Annotated in this window: 15 protein-coding genes; 5 read left to right on the top strand and 10 right to left on the bottom strand. The window is 41.2% G+C overall.

Going from position 1 to position 20213, the window contains the following annotated elements:
- Positions 1 to 78: 78 nt before the first annotated feature.
- Positions 79 to 3144, bottom strand: a complete 3066-nt coding sequence (locus ABFU83_RS08520) for a choice-of-anchor I family protein (RefSeq protein WP_347070095.1) — start codon at positions 3142 to 3144, stop codon at positions 79 to 81.
- Positions 3145 to 3446: 302 nt separating this feature from the next.
- Between ABFU83_RS08520 and ccsA the strand changes: the two genes are divergently transcribed.
- Together ccsA and ABFU83_RS08510 are read left to right on the top strand one after the other, a co-directional pair.
- Positions 3447 to 6587, top strand: a complete 3141-nt coding sequence (gene ccsA, locus ABFU83_RS08515) for a cytochrome c biogenesis protein CcsA (protein WP_347070094.1) — start codon at positions 3447 to 3449, stop codon at positions 6585 to 6587.
- Positions 6588 to 6725: 138 nt separating this feature from the next.
- Positions 6726 to 6959: a hypothetical protein gene (locus tag ABFU83_RS08510; RefSeq protein WP_347070093.1), complete on the top strand. Its 234-nt coding sequence runs from the start codon at positions 6726 to 6728 to the stop codon at positions 6957 to 6959.
- Between the two features lie 31 nt (positions 6960 to 6990).
- On the opposite strand, the gene ABFU83_RS08505 is transcribed toward ABFU83_RS08510, so the two are convergent.
- Entirely contained in the window at positions 6991 to 8220 is a 1230-nt protein-coding gene (locus ABFU83_RS08505; RefSeq protein WP_347070092.1) for an MFS transporter, read from the bottom strand.
- Positions 8221 to 8574: 354 nt separating this feature from the next.
- On the opposite strand from ABFU83_RS08505, the gene ABFU83_RS08500 reads away from it, so the two are divergent.
- Positions 8575 to 9090, top strand: a complete 516-nt coding sequence (locus ABFU83_RS08500) for a hypothetical protein (protein WP_347070091.1) — start codon at positions 8575 to 8577, stop codon at positions 9088 to 9090.
- A 112-nt stretch (positions 9091 to 9202) separates the two neighbouring features.
- Here the strand turns inward: ABFU83_RS08500 and ABFU83_RS08495 are convergent, their stop codons facing one another.
- Positions 9203 to 10396 (bottom strand): thioredoxin family protein, encoded by a 1194-nt coding sequence (locus ABFU83_RS08495; protein WP_347070090.1) that lies wholly within the window; start codon positions 10394 to 10396, stop codon positions 9203 to 9205.
- 356 nt (positions 10397 to 10752) lie between these two features.
- Between ABFU83_RS08495 and ABFU83_RS08490 the strand changes: the two genes are divergently transcribed.
- On the top strand, positions 10753 to 11490 hold the full coding sequence (locus tag ABFU83_RS08490; RefSeq protein WP_347070089.1) for a hypothetical protein: 738 nt from the start codon (positions 10753 to 10755) through the stop codon (positions 11488 to 11490).
- Positions 11491 to 11497: 7 nt separating this feature from the next.
- Here ABFU83_RS08490 and ABFU83_RS08485 read toward each other — a convergent pair whose 3' ends face one another.
- The 3 genes from ABFU83_RS08485 to clpB all read right to left on the bottom strand — a co-directional run bounded on the left by ABFU83_RS08485 (position 11498) and on the right by clpB (position 15544).
- Positions 11498 to 12088 (bottom strand): hypothetical protein, encoded by a 591-nt coding sequence (locus ABFU83_RS08485; RefSeq protein ID WP_347070088.1) that lies wholly within the window; start codon positions 12086 to 12088, stop codon positions 11498 to 11500.
- Between the two features lie 18 nt (positions 12089 to 12106).
- On the bottom strand, positions 12107 to 12805 hold the full coding sequence (locus ABFU83_RS08480; RefSeq protein ID WP_347070087.1) for a hypothetical protein: 699 nt from the start codon (positions 12803 to 12805) through the stop codon (positions 12107 to 12109).
- 132 nt (positions 12806 to 12937) lie between these two features.
- Positions 12938 to 15544 carry an ATP-dependent chaperone ClpB gene (gene clpB, locus ABFU83_RS08475; protein WP_347070086.1) on the bottom strand — a complete coding sequence of 869 codons (2607 nt, stop codon included), beginning with the start codon at positions 15542 to 15544 and terminating at the stop codon, positions 12938 to 12940.
- 155 nt (positions 15545 to 15699) lie between these two features.
- On the opposite strand from clpB, the gene ytxJ reads away from it, so the two are divergent.
- Positions 15700 to 16083 (top strand): bacillithiol system redox-active protein YtxJ, encoded by a 384-nt coding sequence (ytxJ, locus tag ABFU83_RS08470; protein ID WP_347070085.1) that lies wholly within the window; start codon positions 15700 to 15702, stop codon positions 16081 to 16083.
- Positions 16084 to 16114: 31 nt separating this feature from the next.
- Here the strand turns inward: ytxJ and argH are convergent, their stop codons facing one another.
- The 4 genes from argH to ABFU83_RS08450 are packed head-to-tail and all read right to left on the bottom strand — an operon-like array spanning position 16115 to position 20207.
- Positions 16115 to 17395, bottom strand: a complete 1281-nt coding sequence (gene argH / locus ABFU83_RS08465) for an argininosuccinate lyase (RefSeq protein WP_347070084.1) — start codon at positions 17393 to 17395, stop codon at positions 16115 to 16117.
- A gap of 1 nt (position 17396) precedes the next feature.
- Entirely contained in the window at positions 17397 to 18476 is a 1080-nt protein-coding gene (locus ABFU83_RS08460) for a M20 family metallo-hydrolase (RefSeq protein WP_347070083.1), read from the bottom strand.
- Between the two features lie 2 nt (positions 18477 to 18478).
- The gene (argB, locus tag ABFU83_RS08455; RefSeq protein WP_347070082.1) at positions 18479 to 19267 is read right to left on the bottom strand and encodes an acetylglutamate kinase; all 789 of its coding nucleotides are present in this window, start codon (positions 19265 to 19267) and stop codon (positions 18479 to 18481) included.
- Entirely contained in the window at positions 19254 to 20207 is a 954-nt protein-coding gene (locus tag ABFU83_RS08450; RefSeq protein ID WP_347070081.1) for an N-acetylornithine carbamoyltransferase, read from the bottom strand. Before ABFU83_RS08450 ends, argB begins: the two co-directional genes overlap by 14 nt.
- Positions 20208 to 20213 lie beyond the last annotated feature (6 nt).

Genomic DNA, 20213 nt, shown 5'->3' with positions numbered 1-20213 from the left:
TTTAACGCCCAAAAACAAAAATCAAAAACCGGATTGGAGGCGAATCCAACCCGGCTTTCTTCCTAAAAATATAATAAACTACTTAACAACCAATTTTTGGGTAAGGCCTTCATCCGTTTTGATCAGATACATTCCTGCCGTCAGTTTTGACGTGTTGATCAATAATGCATTTTTCTCCGACTGGATTAATTTTCCGGTCAAATCATATAGCGAATAGCTGGCCATACGGTTAAAATAAACCACACCTTTGGTAGATGGATTTGGGAAAACAGTAAAGGTTTTTGGAGTCTGTACATAATCGTCGTTGGTTAGATTGGCTGTATTCACTTCATACATACTAATCGTACCGCTGATTTCGTTGGCTACGGCTACATAATTCTTATTGTTCGGACTATCGGCTGCTTTGATAAACGTAACGCCTTCCGGACCAAAATCACCGGAATACGCCGATGTGCTACGACTGTTTTTATAGTCAACGAATTTTACATCGCTTGGATTGGTTACATCATACACCATTACACCACCAACGCGCTCCAGCGTTATAAAAGCAAAGGTTTTACCGGCAATCTGCGTTAGCGTAACACCTTCCGGCTCCGGACCTTTGGCGCGGCTTCTTCCTTTTTTAACGTTATCACCATGATCGGCATTAAAAATCGGACTGATGGACGGTGTCATAGCGGTATACATTTCGAAATCGTCACCACTGTCAAACACAATTGCTTTTGTATCGGCATTAAAGATGGAAAACGAACGGGAACCTAAAATTTTGATTTCTTCAAAGTCGGCATCCGCATCGGTATTTCCGTTAAGATTGGTAACACGTAATCGCCCGGCGTTGTGGTTTTGTTTTAAAACCGAGGCATTCGGGAAAATAGCAGGATCTAAAGTATAAGTATTGGCACCAACCGTAGTTCTTTCGGTTAAACCGGCATATTCTTTTTCGTCACCTTCGTTGGCCATAACCAGAAAGGTTGTTCCGTTAACCGTGTAATTCGCTACAGCATCCGGGATATAATACGCCTGAATGGGCCAGTTGGCAATCAATACTTCGTTGTTATTATCGGAAATATCCATACCGTTACCTGGCAAACTGATATCTTTTGTTCCCAAAGCCCAGATATCGGAAATCGTTTTGGTAACCAGATCAATTTCGGCAATGGCATTGTTTTCCTGAAGGGTTACCCATGCTTTTTGAGAATCAGGACGAATGGTGATGTATTCCGGTTCCAAATCCTGTGCCAGCGTACTGGTACTTTTGGTTTTACGCACTCCGGAAGCGATAAGAGCGGCTTCCTGTGCATTAAAAGCGGTAAATGAAGCCGTAGTAACATTAGCCTGCGTTAAAGAAGCGATTCCACCGGAAATATCGATAATGGAAACCGAACCTTCCGGATCTACGGTATAGGCATCGTTTGGTTGTCCTTCGTTGGCGGTTAAAACTTTTGTTCCGTCGGGTGTAAAGGTTACCATATCGGGTAAAGCGCCTACGGTTACTTGTTTTAAGAACGTACCATTGGTGTCGAAAAACACTACCGATCCGTTTAATTGTTCGTTGGCATTGGGTGACGCTACAGCAACCACTCCGTTTTTAACAGCTACACTGGTAATACCGCCATAAGAAGCCATATTGATAGAGTTGATCACACTTAGATTGGCCGGATTCGAAAAGTCGATGATTTCCAGTTTGTCGGAAATAGCACTGATTGTAAAAAGACGTTGCGTAGCCGGATCGTGTACGATGATTTCGCACGAACTGGTACTCGCTCCCGATGGATCGAAACTACCTACGTATTCCAATTGGATATCGTTAGTTGGGCTAGGCGCCTGACGATCGTTGTCTTTGATATATACGGTAGTCATTGGATTTCCGTTAATCGTTAAACCAACCGGGTTTTCAAGGCTTAGTACAAAATATTCGGCATGTTGTTCTTCCAACGTATCATCGATAATCGGAATTGAAATGGTTTGAGTTGCGTTACTACCGGCTGTAAAATGTAAGGTCTGGGTTTGTAATGTAAAGTCATTTTGATCGGCCGTACTGAACGGAGCGGCTTTTACCACCAAATCCACCGATGCATTAGCAGGATTGGTCAGATTTAGGTTGAATGATAACGTACCGTGATTTTCGTTTACCGTTACAAAATTGGAAGCCATCGCAATTTTGGTATCGAAAGCTACCGTCGAAAACTGAATTGCGGCACTGTTTGTTAACGCATTGTCATGCATATCTTCGATTTGATTGGGGGCTAATAACACTGCATAAATCGCACTGTTGCTAAGTGTTTGCAGTGGACTAATCGTGATGGTGTTATTGCTAAATGTGGCATCAAATGGTATAGGAGTTCCGGTAACACCACCTAAACGTAGTTCTACCAAAGCATCAAGATTGGTATTGGTAATAGGCGAATTGTCAATCAGACGAACGTTTTCATTAAACGAAATCGTAGGCTGCGTATTGATGACTACGTTAGTCGCGTTATGCGTTGGATTAAAAGTAGCTACCGGAGGAGAGGTATCGTTACCACCGGCAGTAGAACCGGTAATGGTAAGATTGTCAAAACGATTATTTCCGCTGGAACCGGCAGCCGTGCTACCTCCGAATTCAATTTTCAGGGCAAAATCAGGGTTGTTGGCGGCACCTGTGATTCCGGAGAAATCCAGGGTTACCACTTCATAGGTAGGTTCTGTTTGAGGTGAATACGTGGTTATGGCCAATCCGGTCGTGATAAAATCGGTTCCGTTTAGCGTATACGAATAATTTTGAGACGAAGCTCCTTGTGTAGTACGGGTCGTCGCAAATTTAATGATGATATTCTGATATCCGGTAGTAGGCGCTGAAACCAGTAGAGCACGGGTGTTACTCGGATTTCTCGGACGTAAACCCAATCCGGCGGCATCACCATTTTGTGCGTTCAATGCCGATCCGGCTACATTGTCCATATAGCCGGCGCCGGTTCCGGGATAGGTAATCTGCGTTCCGGTTGGAAGTAACGAAGCATCGGGCGCAACACTTGTTAGCGTTCCGGATGGCAGCGCATTAAAATTCCAATAATGAATTTGTTGTGTCTGTCCCCAGGTAAAGGTCGACCCCATAAAAAGGAATAGACGTAACAGGTTCTTTTTAGAAGTGTAAAATGGTGTCATGTGTGTTGTTTTGGTTGGGTACAAAAGTGAAGGTTTTGGGTTAGGGAAGTATTAACTTAAAAATAAATCGTTGTAAGAGAATGTTTAAGAATAGGTTAGGAAGGTAATCCTATGAAGAACCAGATGTTAAATTAACTTTTTCGATTGACGTGTATCATTATAAAAAAAAAACAGACAAAAAGGTCTGTTTTAAGAAAGGTTTATCATTTTTAACAGCTATTAAATATTACGTTAAAAAGCGTTAATAGGAGTTTGTTTTTAAGTACTTTTGCGACAATTTATAAAAAACAAATCCAATCACCATGGGTAAAAAAATAGTCTCATTTTTGTTCTCCACGCGTTTAATGGCTTTTCTGTTTATTTTCTTTGCAGTAGCGATGGCCGTAGGAACGTTTATTGAAAACGATTATAATACCACTACAGCCCGTATTCTGATTTACAATACGAAATGGTTCGAAGGTATTATGGCGATCTTCCTGATCAACTTTTTTGGGAATATCAAACGCTACCAATTGCATAAAAAAGAGAAATGGGCAACGCTATTGCTGCATTTGTCTTTTATTTTTATCATTTTGGGAGCCTTTATCACCCGTTATATCAGTTATGAAGGCGTGATGCCGATCCGAGAAGGCGAAAGTTCCAATCAGATTTTTTCAGACAGAACGTACCTGACTGTTTTTGTAGATGGTGATTATCAGGGTGAAATGCGTAGAAGAACCTTTGAACAAAGAGCTTTATTCTCACCGGTGACCAATAACGATTTTACGATTTCCAAGAAGTTTAATGAAACGCCATTTGAAATCCGTTATAAAGACTTTATAATGGGTGCCAAAGAGGTGATCAAACCAAGCGAAAAAGGGACATTATTTTTAAAACTCGTGGAATCCGGCGACGGAACCCGTCATGAGCATTACCTGAAAGAAGGAGAAGTACAAAACATCCACAACGTATTGTTTGCGTTTAACAAACCAACCGACGGTGCGATTAATATCATCAAAGACGGTGATAAATATTCGATAAAGTCGCCATTTGAAGGAAACTTTATGCGAATGGCCGACCAGATGAAAGGTGATGTTGCCAAAGATACGGTTCAGGATTTAATGTTCCGTTCCTTGTATAATATGGGCGGTACGCAATTTGTACTACCGGAGCCGGCCATAAAAGGTGTTGTAGCCTTCGAATCGAACAACAACTTTAAAGACGATAAATCCGACGATGCGTTGGTGCTAACCGTAACGGTTGGAAACGAAGAACACGAAGTAACCCTATTGGGAGCCAGAGGAAAAATGGGGGTACCGAATTCCTTTAAACTGGGGAATCTGGAGTTTACTATGATGTACGGAAGTAAAGTATATGAAACACCGTTTAAAATCCGTTTAAATGATTTCGTAGCCGAAAAATATCCGGGAACGGAAAAAAGCTACTCGTCTTTTGAAAGTAAAGTAACCGTACTCGATGGTGCGGAACAACGCGATGAACGCATTTATATGAATCACATTTTGGACTATAAAGGATTCCGTTTCTTCCAGTCATCATTCGATCCGGATGAAAAAGGAACCGTTTTATCGGTAAACCACGATTCGTGGGGAACCAATATGACCTATTTGGGTTATTTCTTATTGTATATTGGACTTATGGCGATCTTATTCGATAAAAATAGCCGATTTGGCGATCTGAAAAAGAAGCTGGAAAAGGTACGTTCGAAAAAAGCAAAATTACTACCGCTTATTGCCTTATTGTTATCGTTTAGCGGTTTTGCGCAAAACAACCACCAACATCAGATGCCAACGCCAAAACAGATTGATTCCTTACTAACCAAATATAAGGTAAGCGATGAAGAAGCGGCAAAATTTGGCCGATTGGTAATTCAGGATCAGGGGGGACGTATGAAGCCTATCAATACGTTTTCATCCGAACTATTACGAAAAGTAAGCAAACAGGATCATTATAAAGGAATGAATTCCGATCAGGCATTCCTGTCGATGACACAATTCCCGCAGGTATGGTATAACGTTCCGTTGATCTATATGAAAAAAGACAACGACAGTATCCATAAATTAATCGGAGTGTCGTTGGGTGAAAAATATGCCCCATTGGTAAGTTTCTTCGACGAAAGAGGAAATTACAAACTGGCGGGTGTTTTGGACGAAGCCTATAAAGCAGCGGTTCCAAACCAATTCCAGAAAGACTTTATCGAAGCCGATAAAAAAGTAAACCTGTTGTATTCGGCGTTAAGCGGACAGATTTTAAAAGTATTCCCGGTTCCGAACGATCCGAATAACAAATGGGTATCGTTTCTGGAAGTGAACGAGCAAACGCATACCGCTTTGGATTCCATTAAAAACGTCATTCCGTATTATTTGAGCAGTATCGACAAAGCCGCAATTTCGGGCGATTATAAACTGTCGGACAGCTTGCTAAAAGGATTGGAAAATTACCAGATCAAATACGGATCGAAAGTACGTCCAAGCGATAAAAAAATCGATACGGAAATTCTGTATAACAAATACGATATTTTCAAAAAGCTATTCTCCTGGTATATGTATGCCGGAGTGCTGATGTTCCTTTTTGTAATCATCAAAATTTTCAAAACCAATAAAACGGTTAATATATTGGTAAAAATCAGTCATGCGATCATTGCGGTATTATTCGTATTGCATACAGCGGGATTGATTTTCCGTTGGTACATTTCCGGTCACGCACCGTGGAGTGATGCCTACGAATCGATGATTTACGTAGGATGGGCAACCATGTTCTTCGGATTGGCATTCGGACGAAAATCGGAATTAACGGTAGCTTCGACAGCCTTTGTAGCGTCCATGATCCTGATGGTAGCACACTGGAGTTGGATGGATCCGGCTATTGCCAATCTGCAACCGGTATTGAATTCGTATTGGTTGATGATCCACGTGGCGGTTATCGTAGGAAGTTACGGTCCGTTTACGTTGGGAATGATTCTGGGAATTGTAGCGTTATTGCTAATGGTGTTTACGAACGAAAAGAACAAAGAAAAAATGAACCTGAATATTCAGGAGATTACCTATGTCAACGAAATGGCGCTTACGGTTGGATTGGTGATGTTAACGATCGGTAACTTCCTGGGCGGACAATGGGCTAATGAAAGCTGGGGACGTTATTGGGGTTGGGATCCGAAAGAAACCTGGGCGTTGATCAGTATAATGGTATACGCTTTTGTTATCCATATGCGTCTGGTTCCGGCCATGCGTGGTAAATGGATTTATAATGCGATTAGTGTTTATGCCTTCTATTCTATTCTAATGACCTATTTTGGAGTAAACTTCTACCTGTCCGGTTTGCATTCGTATGCCAAAGGAGATAAAGTGGTAACACCGAACTTCGTGTATTATTCACTGGCTTTGGTGACGCTATTGGTAGCATTGGCTTATTACAAAAACAAAAAATACCTGCATAAAAAGAAATAATAGCCAAATAATAAAATAATGAAAGCTACCTTTGGGTGGCTTTTTTTATTCGTGAGTATTAAATAATTTAATTTTTAATATTTTTTTAACAAAAATACCCGTTACATTTATACTCGTTAATCAATAAAAACAAACAGTATGAAAAAAGTAGTTTATTTGGCTATGGCCTTAATGTTCACTATGGCAATGTCGGCTCAGGAAGTAAAAAAAGAAATGAAAAAAGAGACTGATGCTGCTAAAAAAGAAATGAAGCACGAAGGCAAAAAAGCGAAAGCGGAAATGAAAGCCGAAGGCAAAGAAGCCAAAGCTGAGATGAAAGCTGAAGGTAAAAAAGCCAAAGCAGAAATGAAAGATGAAATGAAAAAAAAGTAACAAAATGAAAAGCGCCTCTCGGGGCGCCTTTTTATTCGGTATAATCCAGATCTTTATTATGGGTTTCGGCAATCGTAAGCGTCGAATAAATAGCCAAAGCAAATACAATCAATCCGACTATAGAGGCAGAAACAATCACCCCGTTATGGACTTTTAAATGATCAAAAGCGATTAACATCACCGGAAGTAAACCGCGAACCATATTCGGGATTGTTGTTGCAGCTGTACTACGGATATTGGTTCCAAACTGTTCAGCGCCCACCGTTACAAACATCGCCCAATAACCGGTTCCCAATCCGAGCCAGGCACAATAAAAGTAATACATTTGCTCCGATCGTGTTCCGCCGTATAGCATCAATACAATTCCTACAATCGTAAAAAGCATCATATATAAGATCGCCTTTTTCCGTGAACGCAACAATTGCGAAATGAGTCCGCTGGCAAAGTCGCCTACGGAAATCCCAACATACGCCCACATAATCGCTTTACCGGGTTCAATTTCCCCAATCCCGAACGAAGGCGCAAACTGATTCCCCATTACCGCCAGTATCCCCACGCAAAACCAGGTGGGTAATCCAATGGAAATACATTTCAGATATTTTATAAAACGGTTGCGATTGGTAAAAAAACTAAGGAAATTTCCTTTTTGAATATCGGTATCCCGAAGGTCTTTATACAGCCCGGATTCCATGACGCCTACGCGTAAAAAAAGCAGGAACAGTCCTAACGAACCACCAATAAAATAGGCATAGGTCCAGTCGCCGGCCAGTTCTACCGTAAGTTGCGCCACTACGGCACCTAAAAGCCCGAAACCGGCCACAATGGAAGTGCCGATCGCCCGTAATTCTTTGGGTAATGATTCCGAAACCAATGTGATTCCGGCGCCCAATTCGCCCGCAAGTCCGACACCCGCAATAAAACGCAGAATGGCATAGGTCATTGCTTTGTCGTTAAAAGGGAGAAACGGAAGGAAACCGCACAAAATATTAGCCACGGAATAGACGAGTATGGAACCGAAAAGTACCGAAAGCCGACCTTTTTTGTCGCCTAACATGCCCCAGAGTATCCCCCCTAACAACAGTCCGACCATCTGGAAATTCAGAATCATCGTACCGTCGGTATCCACATCAAGACCAAGGGTTTTTAAACTGGGAATACGAACAATGCCGAAAAGGAGTAAATCGTAAATGTCGACAAAATAGCCCAAAGCGGCTACAATTACAGGAAAGGATAATAAATGTTTAATTTTTTGGGATTCCATTTATATTTTAGGTTAAGTATTGCCAAAAATATAAATAATTGTCTTTTGAGTTGTTTTTTTTGTCAGGATATTTTTAAGGCGATTAATAAGCTTTAGATTTCGTCTGAAATATCCTTGTTTAAGCGGGAGGCCTTACACTATTTTGAAAAAGAGTAGTTGATGTTTGTTTAGATAATTTAAAATTATAACGAAAATTATGTAAAATTATCTTTTTTTTGTCAGTTTAATAATTTAAAATTAATCAAAATTGAATATCTTCACCGCTGGATATTGAAAATTCACAATTTAGGGATATTTTCAAATCTAATTAAAATTAAACTAAAACCAAAAAACAATATTATAAAACGTACAAACATGGAAGAAAAACAAATCGTTTACACCTTGGAAGGTACTGGTACCAGAGAAACAAATTTAAAAAATGAGGCCACCAATTTAATGACGAAACTTAAAAATCAATTTGGAAGTACGCACTCGGTTACGGCAGACGCGTTTGGTGAGTTGGGTAAAGATTGGTCGCATGAAATCAAAATCAGAAAAGGCGATAAAGTTGGAGCAGCAGTTACTATAAAATGGGTAAAAACAAACCCGGAAGTTCTTACATTAAGCGTTGACGAATCCTCTAAAATGGGATCAAGAATATTGTATGGAGGGTTATTTTCTTTTATGGCTATTGGTGCTTATTTAGGGTACAATCATATAGGGCCATTTGCAGCTTTACCGGGTCAGAAAATAGCAACCGCTTTATCCGCATTAATCATGGCTATTCCGGGAATTATTGTCGTTTATATCCTAAAATCGATGCTTTTAAAAAATGAAAAAGAGGAAAACAAACAATTGGTAGCCAGTGTTATCAATGTATGTAAAAAGTAATCCATTTTTCTTATAGTCGTTCTGACGGGGGAAAACATAATATGGAGTACTATAGAGAAGCAGGAAAAAAATTTACAGATCGAGAACGGTAAATTTTTCCTGCTTATTTTGTTTAATTCCCTTTAAATTCGGTTAAACGGACCATATCCATTTGATTGGTTTTATAAAAAGCAGTGGCTTTTTCCAATAGTTTTTTAAACGCATCCTGGTTGTTTATTTTTTTAAAATAGCGCAGTTCGGTATAGAACATATCGGCTTTATCATCATTGTCTTTTGCCATATTGTGTAACGCATCAATTTTAGATTTGATTACGGCAATACTATTTTTATCTTTTACGATATCCAGAAACTGGTTAATGATATAGGTCGCACCAGCTATGGTTTCGTTTTCGATCATCTTATTAAAAAGCGCCAGTGCTTCCGTTTCACGACCGTCTTTTACCAGAACAGCCGCTTCCTGTTGCCATAGATAAGCATCCGGATTGGTACTTAATCCGGTTTTTTCGATCAGTTCTTTAACCGATTTGATTTTAGCGAGATTCCAACTGTTTTTAGCATCACTGTTGATCGTTTTTAGCAAAATATCCTGTAGTACTTTGATCTCATTACCGGCTTTGGAACCGGTTTCAAAACCTTTTAATTTATCGGTATTATTGACCCAATAGGTGAAAAATCCGTTATCGATGGAAAAGACACAGTTTTTTAGTATCGTATAACTTTTTTGCGTTCCCAGCTGGTCTTTCGGGAAAGCATCGTACAGGTCGTTGGCAACACGATTGGCCATACGATCGTCTTTATACAATTGTACCAGCGTGGAATAGGCATATAACGTACGAATGCTTTTGTCGCCCGAAACGTATTTTTTAGCCAGATTAGCGGTTCTTTCCACCGGATCCAAAGCGGTTTTGCCAACCGTATTGACGAGATAACCGACATCGGCTTTTGCTCCGGAACAATGTATCAGCGTGTTATCGGTATCAAAAAACAAAAAATACGGTACACTTTCCAGTTTTAGTTTGGACTGTGCGATATACAAACTGTCTTCTTTTTTAATGTTTTCGGTATTGATTCTGTAATTTACAAAATGAGTATTGTAAAAATCCCCCATAGTGGCGTCTTCAAATACCGGATCCAGGGTTTTACAAACCGAGCAGTTTTCATTGTAATATTCAATAAACAGCGGTTTGTTTTCTTTTTTAGCTTTTTCAAGAGCGGTTGCCAAACCGGATTCAAAGCGTACGCCTTGCGCATTCAGTGCTACTGTTGCGAGGAGTAAAAACAGGAGGGAATATAGTTTCGAAGTCATACCGAGTTGTAATTAAGGTGGAAAGTCATACAAAATTACCATTATCCTGTGATAAAAAAACGGGGAAAAACCCGGATTAACATTTTTTTAGTTTAAAAAGATGTTTTTATAAAAATTAATGACTAACTGTTATAATGTTAAGATGTTGCTAAAATTTATACGAAACCATTCTGTAGTAACGTTATAATAATTTAATGACCTTTCAATTCTTCGGAATTATACCGTGCCGATAGCCGGGCACATTTCTGTTTTACTACATTTTTTTAACGTCATATTACAGAATCGGATATGGTTTTTCCAAGGGAGCCTTTTTCGGTTCCTGACGATTGTAATTTTACCGTGTTAAAAGTATTGAAATGAAGCACGAACTTAACATAATGTCCATTTGGAAAGGGGAAACCAAAGCCCTCTCTTTTTTTCAGCGGCTTTTCAGGCGACCAAAAGCTACCCCAAAACCACTGACCACTCCTAAGATGATCAGTGAAGATTGTAACGGCATTATGTTAGGCGGAAAAAACGTGAAATCATTACTGTTTTCGACCGATATGGCGATTATTGAAAACAATGATGCCGATGCAATATTGGCTGTTTATCCATTTGCCCCTTCTCCGAAAATTATGAAGGCATTAATTGATTTTTCCGATAAACCGGTAATATGTGGAGTAGGCGGGGGGCTTACGCAAGGGAAGGTGGCAATGGAAATGGCTATACAGGCGGAAGCCTTGGGCGCTGCGGCGATAATCGTAAACCAGCCGTTTAAAAACAAAGACCTCAACGTGATCCGGAAAAAGATTACAATTCCCATTATTTCCAGTGTTTCGGTAGCCGATTTTTCCTTTCAGGATCGGGTGGATGCCGGAGTGGATGTTTTTCATATCACCGGTGGAAAAAATACCGCTAAGATTCTGGAGCAAATCAGTTATGCGGTTCCGGGTTATCCGATTATGGCAACCGGCGGAAAGAGTCTGGAAAGTATTCAGAGTGCGATTACTTCGGGCGCGGATGCAATTGTGTTAACACCACCAACTAGTGGTGAATTGTTTAAGTCAATTATGGACGGGTATCGTAAAGGACTGGATTACCTACGACAGTAATCGATTGCTATTTCGCCTTTTTATATTCTTTAATAATACGATTATCAACCTGATTGTCTTTTAAAATAGCGATGATCAAATCTTTTGGTGCTTCTTTTCCGTTGATACGGGTCAGGATTTCCAGGGTCATATTGTTGTTCTGACTGATAAAGAGTAATCCGTAATCCGGACTAAAATAGCGGATTCCGGTAACCATGGTTTGATGATTGTGCTTGTTACCACACAACGGATCATAACAATTGTAATCGATATGTTTGTATAAAATATATTCCTTGTCGTCGAGATGATAGGTTATCTTTTCGGCGTAAAAGGCATCCGTTAGACCGGTATTAAGACTCTCTTTTCCTTTTAGGTCTTCACGGGTAAATGGGAATGTAAACTTACGTTGGTGACCGTGAATGGTCATCGCAATGGCATAATGATTTTTTTCAGCGCGAATTACCGATTCCGAATAGCTAAACTCCTGTATTTTTTCTCCCTGAACGGCAAGGTATTTCAGATTGGTAAAACGATTGACCGGACGAATGTCAAGACTATTCTTTTGCGAATAACAAAAGCATATATTTAAAAAGAGGAAAACGGAAAGAAGGCGCATCATAGTAAGCGGAAATGAGGATCAAAGATACAGATTATCCCGTTTGAGTCCGTCTAGAATCAATTGGAAATTATAAGGACTAACACTATTGATCATAAGAGAATATTCTTTGTCGTAATCGTTATAAAGAATACGGATCAGATCATAATCGGTTTGCCAGTAGTATTGATAGGTATCGGAACATTCCGGAACAAAAGTATAGTGTCGGTTCAGGTGATCCTTAATCGCCTTGATGTTTTCGGCCGCCAGCTCTTTGGTCGGAAAAGACGAATGATGTCGGTATTGACGCTCCAAAGCATATACCTCAATCATAATTTCAATGGATTCGTAGACACAGAAATACTGATTCACCGCATCATCCCAATAATAAATTCCACCGTCTTCCGTAAGCAAATAATACGGATCGGATTTACTGTTATCCATCGAAAAAGCGGCTTTACCGTCGATGGTGGTATAGTAGATTTTTTGATTTTTGGCCGTTATGGCATCCGATAAAAAATACAACCGAACGGCATAATCAGAATTTAGATCGGGAGAAAAAGTATACCCGGAGTAATTCTGTTGTATCTCGTACAGTCGATCACTGTTTTCCAGTCGATAGCGGGAAAGATATTTTTGAGTCGCTGTCGCCGGACAGATCCAATCCGGATTCCGGTCGAGTGTGTTTAGATAGTTTTGGGCGCTGCTGCTTAGTGTCATATCGTTGGAAAAGTAAGACAATTTATAAAACTTTAGCGAATAAAAAAACACCGGTCTTTTTACGGAACCGGTGTTTTCAACCAAAAACCAACCCTTTCGGGTATTATGAAAACCAAATTATTCTATACTGTGATCCGTTACTACGGCTATTTTTTATTGTGAATCGGTTATCGCCTGATTGCGGAAAACCAATTGGCCGTCGAAACTGTCCAGTAACACGATACTATCGGTGGCTACTTTACCGGAAAGAATTTCCTTGGACAATTCGTTTAGCACTTCCCGTTGGATCACCCGTTTTACCGGACGTGCACCAAAGTGCGGATCGTATCCTTTTTGCGCCAGATAATCGATTGCTTCCGGTGTGGCATCCATCGTAATATGCTGTTGTGCCAGCATTTTGATCACGCTTTTTAACTGTAATCCTACGATTTCACGGATGTTTGCCGAACTCAACGGTGTAAACATCACGATCTCATCAATACGGTTAATAAATTCCGGACGAACGGTTTGTTTTAGTAAACCAAGCACTTCTACTTTGGCCGCTTCGGTTGCCGCTTCGATACTTCCTTTCAGATTCTCGAATTTCTCCTGTATGATATGACTACCCATATTGGAGGTCATGATGATAATCGTATTTCTAAAATCAGCCAGACGACCCTTGTTGTCCGTTAAACGTCCTTCGTCCAATACCTGTAACAGGATGTTAAACGTATCCGGATGGGCTTTTTCAATTTCATCCAATAAGACTACGGAATACGGCTTTCTTCGAACGGCTTCCGTCAACTGTCCACCTTCGTCATAACCTACATATCCCGGAGGCGCACCAACCAGTCGGCTCACACTATGACGTTCCTGATATTCACTCATATCGATGCGTGTCATCGCATTTTCATCGTCAAACAGGTATTCGGCCAGAGCTTTTGCCAATTCGGTTTTCCCTACACCGGTGGTACCCAGGAACAGGAACGAACCGATCGGTTTACGGGAATCCTGTAAACCGGCACGACTACGGCGTACGGCATCACTAATCGCCTGTATGGCTTCTTCCTGTCCAACCACTCTGTGGTGTAATTCGTCTTCCAGTTTTAATAATTTTTCGCGTTCGCTTTGCAGCATTTTGGTTACCGGAACACCGGTCCATTTGGCGACAACTTCTGCGATATCGTCATGGGTAACCTCTTCCTTGATCAACGAATGACCGGATTGGTTTTCCTGTAATTGTTTTTGCAAGGCGTCCAGACGTTCCTGTGCTTCTTTGCTTTTTCCGTAACGGATTTCGGCTACTTTACCGTAATCACCATCACGTTCGGCGCGTTCGGCCTGTAATTTCAGGTCTTCAATTTCCTGTTTGGTCGCCTGAATATTGTCTACAACATCTTTTTCCGATTTCCATTTGGCAAAAATCTCGTTGCGTTCTTCTTTCAGGTTGGCCAGATCAAGACCTAAGATCTTAAGCTTGTTTTCGTCGTTTTCACGTTTAATCGCTTCTATTTCGATTTCAAGCTGCATGATTTTACGATCCAAAACATCCAGTTCTTCCGGTTTGGAGTTGATTTCCATACGCAATTTGGAAGCCGCTTCATCCATTAAGTCAATTGCCTTATCCGGAAGAAAACGATTGGTGATATAACGTTGCGACAATTCCACAGCGGCAATAATTGCATCGTCTTTGATACGCACTTTATGATGTGCTTCATACTTTTCCTTGATACCGCGCAGAATCGAAATCGCGCTTTCGGTATCCGGTTCGTCCACCATAACTTTTTGGAAACGACGTTCCAGCGCTTTATCTTTTTCAAAATATTTCTGATATTCGTCCAGCGTAGTTGCTCCGATAGCTCGTAATTCGCCACGCGCTAAAGCCGGTTTCAGAATGTTAGCCGCATCCATCGCGCCTTCGCCACCTCCGGCACCAACCAATGTATGGATCTCATCAATAAATAATACGATGTCACCTTCGGCAGAAGTTACTTCTTTTACGACCGATTTTAAACGTTCTTCGAATTCCCCTTTGTATTTGGCTCCGGCAATCAACGCACCCATATCCAATGAAAAGACTACTTTGTCTTTTAGGTTTTCCGGTACGTCTCCCTGAACAATACGGTGTGCCAGCCCTTCGGCGATGGCGGTTTTACCCACACCCGGTTCTCCAACCAGCATCGGATTGTTTTTGGTACGACGGGATAAAATCTGTAATACACGGCGGATTTCTTCATCACGACCGATCACAGGATCCAGTTTGCCGTCGTTGGCCAGCTGGTTCAGATTTTTCGCATATTTGTTTAAGGCATTATAGGTTTCTTCGGCCGAAGCTGAGGTTACCCGTTCGCCTTTTCGGATTTCATTAATGGCACTTTCAAGGCCTTTTTCGGTCACACCCTGATCTTTTAAGATCTGTGCCACTTTGCTTTTCGATTTGAATATCGCCAATAATAAATGTTCGATCGATACATATTCGTCGTTCATTTTCTTGGCAATATTGGCGGCTTCGTTTAAGGTTGTTCCGGCATCGCGGGAAAACATCAATTCGCTTCCGCTTACTTTAGGAAAACTTTGAATCGTACTGTCCAGAATTTGTTTGAACAGGTTTACATTCACATTCAGTTTTTTCAAAATGAATGGTGCCACATTCTCATCAACTTCGAGGATACCTTTAAAGATATGCTCGTTCTCGATTTGTTGATGGCCTGAACCTTGCGCAATTTGTTGCGCTTGTTGCAGGGCTTCCTGAGATTTGATTGTTAGGTTATTAAAATTCATATTTTTAAATGTTGTTTGTCGATTGTGATAGTTATTTTTTAACTTTGATTGGTAATAGTCAATTTATGTTCCAATGTGAAAAACAAGACAAATTGGCGTTTTAGCACTTAAATTTACAAAAAATAAATGCCAAAATGGCGTAAAATCGGACAGAAATGGGATTTTTAGATAAAATATTCGGAGGACAGGAAGAGGCTGTACCTTCAAAAGTGAACTGGAAACGTTTAGAAACAACCACTTTGGATGCAATTGCGGAACAGTCTTTCGAAAAACCGGCGGTTATTTTTAAACACAGTACCCGATGCAGTATCAGTCGTATGGCTTTAAAACAATTTGAACGGGAATATGCTTTGGACGACGAGCTGGATGTGTACTTTTTGGATTTACTGGAACACCGACCGCTTTCGAATGGGATAGCGGAGCGTTTTGGCGTACAGCACGAATCGCCGCAACTTATAGTGATCAAAGATGGAAAAGCGGTTTATAACGCTTCCCATAGCGCGATACAGGCCGACGATCTGAAACGATGGGCCGAATAAAAAAGAGGTTCCAAACGGAACCTCTTTTTATTTATAGTACCGCCTGCATTTTTTGACGGATCTCATCCAGACACAAATTATTGATACTGCCTTCGTGGGTATGAGAAATCGCTTCCGGGGCATTATAAGTCCCTTTTTCAATTTGTTCCGCTACGATTTTATACGCATCGCGAAACGGAATGCCTCGGGTTACCAGTTCGTTCAGTGTATCAACGGTAAAAAGGTGTTTGTATTTCGAATCCTTTAAAATGGAGGTGTTTACTTCGATGTTCTGTAGTGCATAACAGGTCATTTCCAAACAGGATTTTAAATTTTCCACAGCTGGAAATAAGCCTTCTTTTAGCAACTGAAATTCCCTGTGATAACCACTGGGCAGGTTATTCGTAAGTAACGTCAGCTCGTAAGGAAGACTTTGTATTTTATTGCATTTACCGCGAATCAGTTCAAACAAATCCGGATTTTTTTTATGCGGCATAATGCTTGACCCCGTGGTTAAATGACCGGGAAGCCTGATAAAATCAAAATTCTGGCACAGATACAAGCACGCATCGGTTGCCATTTTCGATAAGGTTGCTGCGATGCTACTCATTGCAAAAGCGACTGTTTTTTCGGATTTGCCACGGCTCATTTGTGCGGCGACAACATTGTATTTCAACATCGAAAATTTTAGCGATTGTGTGGTATGCATACGGTCGATAGGAAATGAACTGCCATAACCTGCCGCAGAGCCCAATGGATTTTGATCGACCACTTTTAATGTGGCATTCAATATTATAATATCATCAATCAGACTCTCGGCATAGGCGGAAAACCAGAGTCCAAACGACGATGGCATAGCGATTTGCATATGCGTATAGCCCGGTAATAAAACGTCCTGATGCTTTTCGGCCAGAACAAGCATTAATTCAAATAATTCCGTAATCAGGTTTTTAAGCACACCGATTTCGGTTTTCAAATAAAGATGTAAGGCCACCAAAACCTGATCGTTTCGGGAACGTGCCATATGGATTTTTTTCCCGGTGACGCCCAATTTTTCAATCAGCATAAATTCGATTTTGGAATGTACATCTTCAAAATCCGTATTGATGGCAAAATTCCCACTGTTGCAATATTGTAAGATATCTTCCAGTGCCAGAACGATATCGGTGGCTTCCTGTTCTTTTAACAGACCTGTTTTGGCCAGCATTTTGGCATGTGCAATCGAAGCCAACACATCGTATCGGGCGAGTACCAGATCCAGTTCACGGTCGTTTCCAACGGTAAAGTTTTCTATTTTCTGATCGGTGGCGATCCCTTTTTCCCATAGTTTCATACTATTCTGTTTTTTTCGTTAAAAAGCCATTGAGGATTTCGATATACAAAGCGATTCCTGTTTCAATTTCATGGCGGTAAATAAATTCATTGGCGGTATGGGAACGCAGCGAATTCCCGGGTCCTAATTTTAAAGATGGACAACTTAAAACCGATTGATCGGAAAGGGTAGGCGAACCGTAGGTCGTACGCCCCAACGCGACACCCGATCGAACTAATGGATGTTCCGGCGCAATAGAAGAAGCATTCAGATGCATCGAACGCGGTTCTACCGTTGCGTTTACGGATTGTACAACCGTATCGAGAATTTCGTGGTTACTATACTGATCATTCACACGAATATCGACTACCAGTTGGCATTCGGATGGTACAACATTATGTTGCTTTCCGGCATTGACCTGTGTAACGGTCATTTTTACCGGGCCAAGTATTTCGGATACTTTTTCAAAACGATAGTTCCGAAACCATTCGATTACGTTTAACGCATTATAAATCGGATTGTTTGGGTTGTCATGTGCTGCGTGACTGGCGGTTCCGTGTACGGTTATATCCAGTACCAAAAGTCCTTTTTCGGCTATAGCCAATTGCATTTCGGTCGGTTCACCAACAATGGCACAATCCAGTTCCGGAAGGTGTTGTAGTACGCTATTCAGACCATACGGGCCGCTACTTTCTTCTTCGGCCGAAGCCACGATCACGATATTATGCGACAGGTTTTCCTGCGGATAGAAATAAGCGAATGCGGCAAGTAAGGCGACAAGGCAACCACCGGCATCATTACTGCCCAATCCGAAGATTTTTCCGTCTTTTTCCAAAGCGGTAAACGGATCGAGCGTATAGGCCTGATTGGGTTTTACGGTATCGTGATGGGAATTGAGCAATAACGTAGGCTTGCTACAGTCGAAGTGACGGTTATAAGCCCAGAGGTTATTATTTTCCCGATTATATGGAATGCCATGCTGTTCGAACCAGTCGGCGATTAATACAGCCGTTTGGTTTTCTTCTCCGGAAAAAGAGGGTGTTTCGATTAGCTTTTTTAGCAAAAGAATCGCTTCAGCGGTTAAAGAGGTTATCGTTTTCATAGTTACAGCTGGATGACGGTACATAATGTATTTGGATTTTCTAAAGTGGATAGGTTTCCGATGATCACGCGATCAACGCCTTTTGTCAATGCGCTGAAACAATTATCGAGTTTGGGAATCATTCCCGAATGAATACCCCCAATAGCCAACAGATCGCGGTATTTCGATGTTGTTAGTAATGGAATCAGAGACGATTCGTCGTTGGTATTAATCAATACACCTTGTTTTTCAAAACAATAGATGATTTTTACCGAATAGGTATCCGACAAAGCAATGCCCAGTTCCGCGGCAATGGTATCGGCATTGGTATTGAGCAACTGACCTTTTCCGTCGTGTGTGATGGCACAAAATACCGGTACCGCTTTTGTACTGAGAATCGAAAGGAGTTGCGGGGCATTGATATGACGGATATCGCCCACAAAACCAAAATCGATATCCTTAACGGTTCTTTTCTCCGATTGAATCAGATTGCCATCGGCTCCGGAAAAGCCAAAAGCCGGACAATCCAAAGCGTTGAGTTGTGCCACCATTCGTTTATTGATCAACCCGGCGTAGGTCATTACAACGACATCCAGCATCGGCTGATCGGTAATACGTCGGCCATCTACCATTTGCGTTTCAAGGTTTAATGCTTTTGCGATCTTACTGGCTTCTTTACCACCGCCATGAACCAGAATTTTGGTCCCTTTTAATTGTGAAAAAGCTGTAAGCGCCTGTTGCCAGGCAATCGGATCGTCAATTATGTTTCCGCCTATTTTAATAAGGGTTAGTTCCGGTTTAGCTGTTTTCATCCTGTAAAATTTTAGTCAGTATTGCCTGTGTGGCATAGGTTCTGTTATTCGCCTGCGGAATCACTATGGAATTTTCGCCATCCAAAACCGCATCACTCACAATCTGGTTACGGCGTACCGGAAGACAATGCATAAACTTAGCCTGGTTGGTAAGCGCCATTTTTTCCGGGGTTACCATCCACGACAAATCCTGAGAGGTAATTGCGCCGTAATCGTTGTAATTGCTCCAGTTTTTGGCATATATAAAATCGGCATTCTCAAAAGCCTTGTCCTGATTGTACACTATGGTGCTGTTTTGCGTGATTTCGGAATTGAGTTCATAGCCTTCCGGATGGGTAATCACAAAATCGACATTGGCTTTTTGCATCATTTTGACAAACGAATTTGGAACCGCATGCGGCAATGCTTTCGGATGTGGTGCCCAGGTTAATACGACTTTTGGTTTTTGTCGGGTTTTATATTCCTGTATGGTTAGTATATCGGCTACGGCCTGTAGCGGATGTTCCGAAGAGCCTTCGAGACTGATCACCGGAATGGAAACCGTTTTTACAAAAGCGTTGATCACATATTCTGCTTCGTCTTTTTCCTTATCGGTTAGTGTAGGAAAACTACGGATAGCTATGATATCGCAGTATTGTGCAACTACCTGTGCGGCTTCTTTGATGTGTTCGGATTTAGTCCCATCCATCACGGCTCCGTCTTCAAATTCCAGACTCCAGCTTTCGGTATTCAGGTTTAAGGTGATACAATTCATTCCCAGATTAGCCGCCGCTTTTTGTGTACTCAATCGGGTTCGCAGACTTGGATTAAAAAATAAAAGCCCAATGGTTTTATTGGTACCTAATGCTTTATGCGCATAAGGATCGGATTTGATCTGTTTGGCCAGTAATAAAAGCGCGTCGAGATCGTCTATATGGTTTACGGATGTAAAATGTTTCATGGTATT

This window comes from Flavobacterium sp. WV_118_3 (assembly GCF_039778605.1).
Taxonomy (GTDB): Bacteria; Bacteroidota; Bacteroidia; order Flavobacteriales; family Flavobacteriaceae; genus Flavobacterium.
Note: the sequence above shows the minus strand (reverse complement) of the source record. Positions and strands in the feature narration are given on the sequence as shown.